The sequence below is a fragment of the Bradyrhizobium uaiense genome, assembly GCF_010811875.1.
In the GTDB taxonomy this organism is placed as follows: Bacteria; Pseudomonadota; Alphaproteobacteria; order Rhizobiales; family Xanthobacteraceae; genus Bradyrhizobium; species Bradyrhizobium uaiense.
In genome coordinates this window covers 1-255 of sequence record NZ_VKHP01000714.1, presented here as the reverse complement: position 1 = coordinate 255, position 255 = coordinate 1, and the positions used below count along the sequence as shown (strand labels likewise).

Genomic DNA, 255 nt, shown 5'->3' with positions numbered 1-255 from the left:
GGCATCACTGTTCGTAACGACACCGGCGTGCAGGAGGGCGGCGAGATCTCGATCTATTACGATCCGATGATGGCCAAGCTCGTCACCCACGCGCCGTCGCGCGCCGCGGCGATCGAGGCGCAGGCGACTGCGCTCGACGCTTTCTATGTCGACGGCATCAGGCACAACATTCCGTTCCTGTCGGCGTTGATGAACCATCCACGCTGGCGCGAGGGCCGGCTCTCGACCGGCTTCATCGCCGAGGAATTCCCCAAG

The 255-nt window shown here is 63.9% G+C and carries 1 pseudogene; it reads left to right on the top strand.

Annotated features, from left to right (window positions below):
- Window positions 1-255 (top strand): annotated as a pseudogene (locus tag FNJ47_RS55680) (acetyl/propionyl-CoA carboxylase subunit alpha); the annotation flags it as partial.